Origin of the sequence: Marinobacter lipolyticus, from assembly GCF_018424605.1 — a bacterium.
Taxonomy (GTDB): Bacteria; Pseudomonadota; Gammaproteobacteria; order Pseudomonadales; family Oleiphilaceae; genus Marinobacter; species Marinobacter lipolyticus_B.
The window spans coordinates 175,320-185,003 of the sequence record NZ_QTKT01000009.1; the positions used below are offsets into that span (position 1 = coordinate 175,320).

Genomic DNA, 9,684 nt, shown 5'->3' on the forward strand with positions numbered 1-9,684 from the left:
CCGTTGTTATGCTGGAGCATATCCGACAATGGTTTGAACGACGCCGTGGCGGTGGCAGCCTTCACTGCGACCCGGAACAACTACCCCACCCGAAGGCTGCCGGAGACCAGGCGCTGGCGAAAACCCGGCTAATTGTTCTGGACCTGGAGACCACCGGGCTGAACCCCTCCAGGGATCAGGTCATTGCGATTGGAGCCGTGGCGATCTCTGCCAGCGTGATTCACCTGGCCGACCAGTTTGACCTGATCCTGCGCCGGCCTGAGCTTGATATCAGCGAAACCGTGCTCATCCACGGAATTGGTCCGGAAGCACTGACGCGGGGCCATGAAACCGAAGAGGCGCTGCTGCATCTGCTGGAATGGATGAACGGCGATCCGGTGCTGGCTTACCACTCCGCCTTCGATCAGAAGTTTCTGGAAAAGACCCTGAAGCAGACCCTGGGATATACCCGCAGCCACACCTGGATTGATGTAGCGGACATATTGCCTGCGTTCTTCCCAGACGCCAAAACCGGCGGGGCCGGGCTGGACCACTGGGCCGATTATTTCGGCCTGGAGGTCAGCGAGCGCCACCATGCCGCTGCAGATGCCATGGTAACCGCCGAATTGACGCTGGCGGCGCTGAACAAAGCCGGCAAACACGGCGTGATCACGCTGGCGGATCTGACTGACAAACTTCGCTATTACCGACGCCTTAAAAGCATGCACCGTGTGTGATCGTGCCGGCGCTCTGAATCAGGAGATTTTACGGCAAATGACTGAGAATTAGACCTTTTGCCAATATCTATAATTCCCTTGACCAGTAAAGTCAGAGATGACAACAAGTCGGAGAAACACCTATATGAATAATAATTTCTCTTACGGTTTCAGCTCTTCAAAAACCCACCCAACCTCCAAAACAACAACACAGGAGTGATCCTATGTCAGGTCATAGCTACGACGCTGAAAAATACTGGAAGGCGAACCTTCGCCTTATATTCGGGAGCCTGATCGTCTGGGCCCTGGTGTCCTATGGCTTTGCCATCCTGCTGCGCCCTCTGCTGGCGGGCATTGAATTTGGCGGAACCGATCTTGGCTTCTGGTTCGCCCAGCAGGGTTCGATTCTTACCTTCATCGCTCTGATTTTCTTTTATGCCTGGCGCATGAACAGAATCGACGAGCAATTCGGCGTGCATGAGGAGTAAGATCGTATGAGCCAATTTGCTATCAACCTATTGTTCGTGGGGGGCTCCTTCCTCCTCTATATCGGTATCGCCATCTGGGCGAAAGCTGGCACCACCAGCGACTTCTACGTTGCCGGTGGCGGCGTTCATCCGGTGACCAACGGTATGGCCATCGGTGCTGACTGGATGTCTGCGGCATCCTTCATTTCCATGGCGGGCCTGATCGCCGCTGGCGGTTACGCCAACTCAACCTTCCTGATGGGCTGGACCGGCGGCTACGTGCTTCTGGCCATGCTGCTTGCCCCTTACCTGCGTAAGTTCGGCAAGTTCACGGTGCCGGAGTTCATTGGCGATCGCTTCTACAGCAAACAGGCGCGCCTGGTAGCCGTGGTCTGCTTGATCGTGGCGTCCGTTACTTACGTTATCGGCCAGATGGCCGGCGCCGGCGTGGCTTTCTCCCGCTTCCTGGAAGTTGACGCCACCATGGGCCTGATCATTGCGGCCGTGGTTGTCTTCATTTACGCCGTTCTCGGCGGCATGAAAGGCATTACCTACACCCAGGTCGCCCAGTACTGCGTACTGATCATTGCCTACACCATTCCTGCGGTGTTCATATCCCTGCAGCTGACGGGCAACCCGCTTCCGCCACTGGGCCTGTTCTCGACTCACATCGAATCCGGTGTACCGCTGCTTGAGCGTCTTGACCAGATCATCACCGAACTGGGCTTCCGTGATTACACCGACGACGTCGACAACAAGCTGAACATGGTGCTGTTCACCCTGTCGCTGATGATCGGTACGGCCGGCCTCCCCCACGTCATCATCCGGTTCTTCACCGTACCCAAGGTTGCTGATGCGCGCTGGTCCGCTGGCTGGGCACTGGTCTTCATCGCCCTGCTGTACCTGACCGCTCCGGCTGTTGCTTCCATGGCCCGTCTGAACCTGATGACCACCATCTATCCGGAAGGACCGGCGGCACAGCCGATCGAATACGACAATCGTCCGGCGTGGATGGCGACCTGGGAAGAGACCGGTCTGATCACCTATGAAGACAAGAACAGCGATGGCCGCATCCAGTTGTATAACGAGTCCGAAGCCTTTGCTCCGGAAGCCGAAAGCCGTGGCTGGAATGGCAACGAGCTGGTGGTCAACAACGACATCCTGGTTCTGGCCAACCCGGAAATCGCCAATCTGCCTGGCTGGGTGATTGGTCTGATTGCCGCCGGTGGTCTGGCAGCCGCATTGTCGACCGCTGCCGGTCTGTTGCTGGCGATCTCGTCGGCGGTCAGCCATGACCTGATCAAAGGTGCCATCAACCCGAAGATTACGGAGAAAGGCGAGCTGAAAGCGGCGCGTATCTCAATGGCCGTCGCCATTGTGGTTGCGACCTATCTCGGCGCCAACCCTCCCGGCTTCGCGGCACAGGTTGTTGCGCTGGCGTTTGGTATCGCCGCCGCTTCCCTGTTCCCGGCGCTGATGATGGGTATCTTCTCCAAGCGTGTAAACAACAAGGGCGCCGTCGCCGGCATGCTGGCTGGCCTGGGCTCCACCCTGGTTTACATCTTCATCTTCCTGGGCTGGTTCTTCATTCCCGGTACCAATAACCTCGCCAACACACCGGACAACTGGCTGCTGGGTATCTCCCCGCTGTCGTTTGGTGCAGTTGGTGCCCTGATCAACTTTGCGGTAGCCTTTGCAGTCTCTCATGCGACTGAAGAACCGCCCGTTGAAATTCAGGAGCTGGTTGAAAGCGTCCGTTACCCACGTGGTGCCGGTTCTGCTCACGACCACTAAGCAACAAGTCAACCGCTCTCAGTCTCTACGCTGACGGTTGATCCAGAACGGGCTTCCTCTGAGAGGGAGCCCGTTTTTTTTCGAGGAAAGCCAATTATGTTCTGGACTTTTGTAGCGACCATTTTCTCTGGCCTGGGCGCCGCGGGCATCGCCCTTGGTATACGTGCCCTGACCCGTAAGAAGGCCCCCAAGTGGATCATCCCGGCATTTGCAGGGGCGGGGATGCTTGCCTACCTGGTGTACGGGGAATACAACTGGTTTGAACACAAACAAACACTGCTACCGGAAGAGGCGGTCGTCGTCAGTACTGAAAAGTACGGTGCGCCGTGGCGCCCCTGGACGTACGTGATTCCCCAGGTGACAGCCTTCACCGTGCTCGACACCGACAGCCTGGTGCGGGACAACCTAGGTCACAATGTGGTCCGCTTCAATCTGTACCGGTTCGAGCAGTCCTACACCGATGCGGTATCCCATAAGATGTACCTGCTCAACTGCGACACCCGCGAGCTGGTACCTTTTGACCGGGACAACCAGCCGGACCTGAATGAACTGCGTGCCCTGCCCGACGACGACACGCTGGTGAGGGCGGCATGCAGCTAACCCGGTTCGCCGGGTCTGACATCTACCTTTAGTTTTTTGGGAAAGCCTGTTTATGCTCAGTGGCTGGCTGTTAGTTCTTATCTCAATCACTTACATCTCGCTGCTGTTTGCCATTGCCTGGGCTGGCGACCGTCATCCCGGGCTCTACCGCCGCCGCTGGGCACGCACCCACATCTACGCCCTGTCGCTGGCGGTCTACTTTACGTCCTGGACGTTCTACGGGGCCGTGGGCCGCGCTACCCAGGAAGGGCTGGGGTTTCTGCCGATCTACCTTGGCCCGCTGCTGGTTTTCGTCTTCGGCGCACCACTGTTGCGCCGCATCATCTACATCAGCAAACGCAATAACAGCACTTCGATCGCAGATTTCATTGCGTCCCGTTATGGCAAGTCCCAGATCCTTGCGGCGATGATTGCCACCTTTGCATTGATCGGCAGCGTTCCGTATATCGCCCTGCAGCTGAAAGCCATTTCGATGGGGTTCAATGTGCTGTCCGACACCGGTCATGGGTATCAGGAACTGAGCAGCGCCGCCTGGAAAGATTCAGCCTGGTACATCACTCTGGTTCTGGCGGTTTTCACGGTGCTGTTCGGCACGCGCCACCTCGAATCCACCGAGCACCATCGGGGTATGATTCAGGCGGTGGCGTTCGAGTCCCTGATCAAGCTTGTCGCGTTCGTCGCGGTCGGGCTCTTCGTCAGTTTTGGACTGTTCGGGGGCTTTGGCGATCTGCTGGCCAACGTCAGGGAAGCGGATCTCACCGGCGTGCTGACCACCGATGGCGTTGAGGCACCGGCCTTCATCACCCAGACACTGGTCGCGATGCTGGCCATTATCTGCCTGCCCCGACAGTTTCATGTGATGGTGGTGGAAAACACAGACCACCGGGATTTTGAAACGGCGCGGTGGGCGATGCCCATCTATCTGATTATTGCCAGTGCGTTTGTGCTCCCAATTGCAGCCGCCGGCCTGCTCTATCCCGAAGCCGCCAGTACCGACCCCGATATCCTGATCCTCAAGCTGCCGATTCTTGCCGGTGAGGAGTGGCTCGCCATCCTGGCCTTCCTGGGTGGGGGTTCCGCCGCAGCGGCGATGGTCATCGTCTGCTCCGTGGCCATCGCCACCATGGTGAGTAACGAAATCATCATGCCTGCCCTGCTCAAGTTTTTCCGGCCACGAATGAATCAGCGCGCGGATCTGAGCCATCTGCTCCTCAGCATTCGCCGTGTCGCGATTTTTGTCGTCATGCTGACGGCCTATGGCTTCTATCGAATGGCGGGGGCAGATTACAGCCTTACCGCGTTCGGCCTGCTGTCCTTTGCCGCCGCAGCGCAGTTCGGCCCCGCGCTGGTCGGCGGGATCATCTGGCGGCGCGGTAACTTCACCGGCGCGGCCTGGGGGCTCGGGCTCGGCTTTTTGCTGTGGTGCTACACCCTGCTACTACCCGCACTCGCTTCCACCGGATGGCTGACTGAAACCCTGATCGACAAGGGGCTGTGGGGGCTGAGCTGGACACGTCCCACGGCGCTTTTCGGGCTGGAACTCGACCGCATCAGCCACGGTATTATCTGGAGCCTGGGCGTCAATACCGTCACCTACATCGTACTCTCGATGCTGACACGCCAGAGGGTTCGGGAAAAAATCCAGATTGCTTCGTTCTTCCACGACCCGCAACCCAAAGCCGAAACACCGCAGCATCAAACCTGGCAGGGAGAGATTCTCACGTCTGATCTGCAGGCGCTGACCGATCGCTTCATGGGTGAGGAACGGTCAGAAACCCTGTTCCGCAACTACGAGCGCCGTAACGCCATCCGACTGCATCCGCACCGCCCGGCCTCATCGCACCTGATGAAATACATCGAGCGCCAGCTGGCGTCGGTCATTGGCGCCTCCACGGCCCGGGTTGTGCTGGAATCCACGCTCACCGGCCGGGACATGCAGATCGAAGACGTCGTCAGCATTGTCGACGAAGCGTCCCAGGCAATGACCTTCAGCCGGGAACTGCTCCAGTCTGCCATCGAGAACATCAGCCTTGGTGTTTCGGTGGTGAACCACCAGCAGCAATTGGTAGTCTGGAACCATCGCTACCTTGAGTTGTTCAACTACCCCACCGGTTATGTCCGAGTCGGTCGCCCGGTGGAGGATCTGATGCGCTATAACCTCACCAACGCCAACCTGTCGGCGCGGAGAATTGACGAAATCATCCTCGACCGCTGTGAAAACATGCGCCACGGGCGCCCGGTGTCGTACGAACGTCAGCGCCCGGACGGTACGGTGCTGCGGGTGGACGGCAGCCCCATCCCCGGTGGAGGCTATGTCACCACCTTCCAGGATATTACCGCCATGCGACGGACCGAACAGGCGCTGAAGGAAACCAACATCTATCTCGAGCAGCGGGTCAAAGAGCGCACCCAGGAGCTTCAGGTCATCAATGAACAGATGCTCAAGGCCAAATCCGTGGCGGAACAGGCCAACCAGAGCAAAACCCGCTTCCTGGCGTCTGCCAGCCATGACCTGTTGCAGCCCCTGAACGCGGCCAGACTGTTTACTTCGGCACTGGCAGGCAAAGCCGGTGAAGGCGATATGAAGAACCTGGTCGAGCACATCGACAGCTCTCTGGGTGCCGCCGAGGAAATCATCAGTACCCTGCTCGACATTTCCAAACTGGACGCCGGAGCTCTTGAGCCGGATATCGGTACCTTCCCGGTCAACGACATCATGCGTCATCTGGCCACCGATTTTTCCGCCATTTCCCAGGATCAGGGGCTGGAACTGCACGTTGTTCCCAGCACGGTCTGGATCCGTTCGGACGCCAAATTACTGAGGCGGGTTATCCAGAACTTCCTGTCCAACGCCATTCGCTACACGCCTGAGGGAAAGATCCTCCTCGGTTGCCGGCGCCTGAAGGGCTACATACGTATTGAAGTCTGGGACACCGGCCCAGGCATCCCGGACGACCAGTTGACCCATATCTTTGAAGAGTTTCGCAGATTTCAGCACGGGCGGGATAAGAAAGGCCTTGGCCTGGGGCTCGCCATTGTGGACCGCATCAGTGGCATGCTGAATCACCCGGTGAATGTCCACTCGGTGCAGGGCCGGGGAAGCGTTTTCAGCATTACCGTTCCAACGGCACCTCCTGAACAGCCCCAGACCCCGACCGGCCGACCCCAAAGCCAATCGCGGCGGGTCTCCAGCCTGGGCGGCCTTCACGTGCTGTGCATCGATAATGACCCGGCCATTCTGCAGGGAATGGTCGCCTTGCTGGGGAACTGGCAATGCGATGTCACCGCAGCGGAGAGCCTTGAGGATGCCCGCCTCAAACTGCAGGGACGGGAACCCGATATCATGCTTGCGGACTATCAGCTTGATGACAACAAGAACGGTCTGGATGCGATGGACGCCCTGAGAGCTGGATTCGTAAATGATATATCGGGCATACTGATTACCGGTTACATGGCTCCTGAGGTCAGGGAGGACGCCATTGCCAGGGGCTATCAGATTCTCTATAAGCCGGTGAAGCCTGCCGCCTTGCGGGCACTGGTTAACAAATTGCTGAAACAGAAACGCCCATGACCGATACAACAAAAACGACCGGCGGCAACATTTTCGGAAAGCTCAACTACCTGATCATTGACGACTTTGAAAATTTCCGCCTGTCGATGCGTCAGATGCTGCGCAGTTGCGGCGCCGAAAAGATTGAACTGGTTGCCCATGCCGCCCCGGCCATCCAGCACTGCGCCTACAATCATGTCGATGTGGTGTTGTGCGACTACAACCTGGGCGAAGGTAAAAACGGCCAACACATTCTCGAAGAACTGCGCCACAAAAAACTGCTGAAACGGTCATCCCTGTTTTTGATGGTGACAGCGGAAACGTCCAAAGAAATGGTCATGGGTGCCCGGGAATACCAGCCAGACGCCTATCTGACCAAGCCCATTAACCGGGCCATGCTCGAGAAGCGCCTGGCAGGCTTGCTACACCAGCGAAATGCCCTGCTTCCCATCAATCGGGCGATAGACCGCGAAAACTATCCCGACGCCATTTCCCTGTGCCTGGAAACGCTGCCACGGCAGCCACGCTTCAAGACCTGGCTAATGAAAACATTGGCCGACCTCTACTATCAGGTGGGCGACTACAGCCACGCGCTGAAGATCTATGATGAGGTATTGGCTCAACGCGATCTGTCGTGGGCCCGACTCGGACGCGGCCGGGTTCTGCTGGCAAGCGGGCAGAATGACGACGCTGTGCGGTCACTGAAAGAGCTGATCGGCAAGCATCCCGACTACATGGAAGCTTATGATTTGTTGGCCGAGGGACTGGAGAGCCTGGGGCGACCGACCCAGGCCCAGCAGGTGCTGGAAAAAGCGGCCGAGCACTCACCGAATGCCCTTCTCCGCCATCGCCAACTTGCCAGACTGGCAAGTGCCAATCAGGATATATCGACAGCCGCTATCGCCTGGCGCCAGACAGTGAACCTTGGCACCCACTCAATCCATGACAATCCTGATCATTATCTCTCACTCGGACAGTCACTGTCAGACCTGTCCGAAGGCGACCTGAGTGAGGAAGGCGCCGAGCACGCTGATGAAGCACTTAAAATACTGTCCCGGATGGAAAAACGCTTCAAGGATAACGAGTCTCTGGTGGTCCGTAGCAAAATTGTCCAGTCTCGGGTTCATGCCGGACAGGACCGCATTCAGGAGGCAGAGCGAACGCTCGATTCAATAGCCTCTGAGCTACAGGACGAGGATGCGATCGATGGCGAGACCGGCATCGACTATGCCAAAACTCTCTTCCGTCTGGGTCGGGAGGACCAGGCCAAGCAACTTCTTGGTCACCTTGCCCAGAGATTCGACGACCAACCCGAGTTGTTACAGAAGATAGAGAACCTTCTTGATGAACCGGTTGGATTCCGTCAGAAATTGCAGGCCCGGGCTTTCAACCGGGACGGCATAAAGGCCTTCGAGTCCGGTGATCTGGACGCCGCCGTTGCCGAGTTCTCGAGCGCCCTGAAGATTGTACCGGCCCACACCTCGCTGAATCTGAACCTCGTTCAGGTCCTCATGAAGAAATACAGTGAGGGATCTCCCGATCCGGACCTCCTGGTCACGTGCCGGAATTGCCTGGATCAGCTTGCAGGCTTACCCGAGCAACACCGGCAATACCGACGCTATATCGCACTGGGCAATAAACTGAAAGGAATGATGCCATGAGCCTGACGCCGGATCGTGATCAGTCCAGAGACAACCACATCGATTTCTCAATGGTACTGGCCTCTGCCGTCCACGACATGAAGAACTCTCTCGGCATGTTGCTTAATTCCCTGGATGAATTACGGAACGACCGTGAGGAGAGCCTTGGCGAGTCATCCCGCTTCAACACCCTTCAGTACGAAGCCGAGCGGATGCACAATGATCTGGTGCAGTTATTGGGCATTTACCGCCTTGGCGAAAACAACCTCTCGGCTCATATCGAAGAGCACTTTGTCCCCGCTTTCCTGTCGGAGCACCTTGCCCGCCACACTCCCCTCCTTGAGGGCCTCGGCATCCATTATTCCGTGGACGCTGAGGATATCAACGGTTTTTTCGATGACGACCTGCTTACCGGTGTGCTTAACAACACCATCAACAATGCTATTCGCTATACCAAAAGTCGCATCTTGCTTACCGCATGCGAGCGTGACGGCTATCTTGTCATCGGCGTTGAAGACGACGGTGAGGGTTACCCCGAGCACATGCAACATAACGGCACACTGAGCTTCAAGTCTCTCGATTTCAGAAGCGGCAGCACCAGCCTGGGACTGTTCTTTGCGTCTTCGGTTGCGAAACTACACAGTGAGGGCGAGCGCACCGGAAGCATTCGCTTGCGCAATGGCGGGCGCCTGGGTGGGGGTGTGTTCGAAATCTGGCTGCCGTAAACAACCGATTATCAATGCCAGATCGCAAAGACCCGGGAAATGACAGGCAATAAAAAAACCCCAGCATCAAGGATGCTGGGGTTTAGGGTATTAGGAGCCTGACGATGACCTACTCTCACATGGGCAACGCCACACTACCATCGGCGCAGGTCTGTTTCACTTCTGAGTTCGGGATGGGATCAGGTGGTTCCAGACCGCTATGGTCGTCAGGCA

The 9,684-nt window shown here is 57.4% G+C and carries 7 protein-coding genes and 1 rRNA gene; 7 read left to right on the forward strand and 1 reads right to left on the reverse strand.

Annotation, left to right across the window (positions count from 1 at the left end; translation table 11 throughout):
* The first annotated feature begins 8 nt into the window (after nt 1-8).
* The 7 genes from DYI22_RS13430 (at nt 9) to DYI22_RS13460 (ending at nt 9,471) form a co-directional block, all read left to right on the forward strand.
* Nucleotides 9-716 (forward strand): PolC-type DNA polymerase III, encoded by a 708-nt coding sequence (locus DYI22_RS13430; RefSeq protein WP_213478604.1) that lies wholly within the window; start codon nt 9-11, stop codon nt 714-716.
* 203 nt (nt 717-919) lie between these two features.
* Entirely contained in the window at nt 920-1,183 is a 264-nt protein-coding gene (locus DYI22_RS13435; protein WP_213478605.1) for a DUF4212 domain-containing protein, read from the forward strand.
* Nucleotides 1,184-1,189: 6 nt separating this feature from the next.
* Nucleotides 1,190-2,956, forward strand: a complete 1,767-nt coding sequence (locus DYI22_RS13440) for a sodium:solute symporter family protein (protein ID WP_213478606.1) — start codon at nt 1,190-1,192, stop codon at nt 2,954-2,956.
* 96 nt (nt 2,957-3,052) lie between these two features.
* Entirely contained in the window at nt 3,053-3,556 is a 504-nt protein-coding gene (locus DYI22_RS13445) for a hypothetical protein (protein WP_213478607.1), read from the forward strand.
* A gap of 52 nt (nt 3,557-3,608) precedes the next feature.
* The gene (locus DYI22_RS13450; protein WP_213478608.1) at nt 3,609-7,127 is read left to right on the forward strand and encodes a PAS domain-containing hybrid sensor histidine kinase/response regulator; all 3,519 of its coding nucleotides are present in this window, start codon (nt 3,609-3,611) and stop codon (nt 7,125-7,127) included.
* Complete coding sequence (locus tag DYI22_RS13455; protein WP_213478609.1) at nt 7,124-8,767, forward strand: tetratricopeptide repeat-containing response regulator; 1,644 nt, start codon at nt 7,124-7,126, stop codon at nt 8,765-8,767. Before DYI22_RS13450 ends, DYI22_RS13455 begins: the two co-directional genes overlap by 4 nt.
* Nucleotides 8,764-9,471: a sensor histidine kinase gene (locus DYI22_RS13460; RefSeq protein ID WP_213478610.1), complete on the forward strand. Its 708-nt coding sequence runs from the start codon at nt 8,764-8,766 to the stop codon at nt 9,469-9,471. The genes DYI22_RS13455 and DYI22_RS13460 overlap by 4 nt, the downstream gene beginning before the upstream one ends.
* Nucleotides 9,472-9,567: 96 nt before the next feature.
* Here the strand turns inward: DYI22_RS13460 and rrf are convergent.
* A 5S ribosomal RNA gene (rrf, locus tag DYI22_RS13465) occupies nt 9,568-9,682 on the reverse strand.
* Between the last annotated feature and the right edge of the window lie 2 nt (nt 9,683-9,684).

Excerpts from the sequence above, each read along its gene's own strand:
- DYI22_RS13450 (WP_213478608.1), top strand. The coding sequence starts at position 3,609 with ATGCTCAGTGGCTGGCTGTTAGTTCTTATCTCAATCACTTACATCTCG.
- DYI22_RS13430 (WP_213478604.1), top strand. The coding sequence starts at position 9 with ATGCTGGAGCATATCCGACAATGGTTTGAACGACGCCGTGGCGGTGGC.
- DYI22_RS13440 (WP_213478606.1), top strand. The coding sequence starts at position 1,190 with ATGAGCCAATTTGCTATCAACCTATTGTTCGTGGGGGGCTCCTTCCTC.
- DYI22_RS13455 (WP_213478609.1), top strand. The coding sequence starts at position 7,124 with ATGACCGATACAACAAAAACGACCGGCGGCAACATTTTCGGAAAGCTC.
- DYI22_RS13460 (WP_213478610.1), top strand. The coding sequence starts at position 8,764 with ATGAGCCTGACGCCGGATCGTGATCAGTCCAGAGACAACCACATCGAT.
- DYI22_RS13435 (WP_213478605.1), top strand. The coding sequence starts at position 920 with ATGTCAGGTCATAGCTACGACGCTGAAAAATACTGGAAGGCGAACCTT.
- DYI22_RS13445 (WP_213478607.1), top strand. The coding sequence starts at position 3,053 with ATGTTCTGGACTTTTGTAGCGACCATTTTCTCTGGCCTGGGCGCCGCG.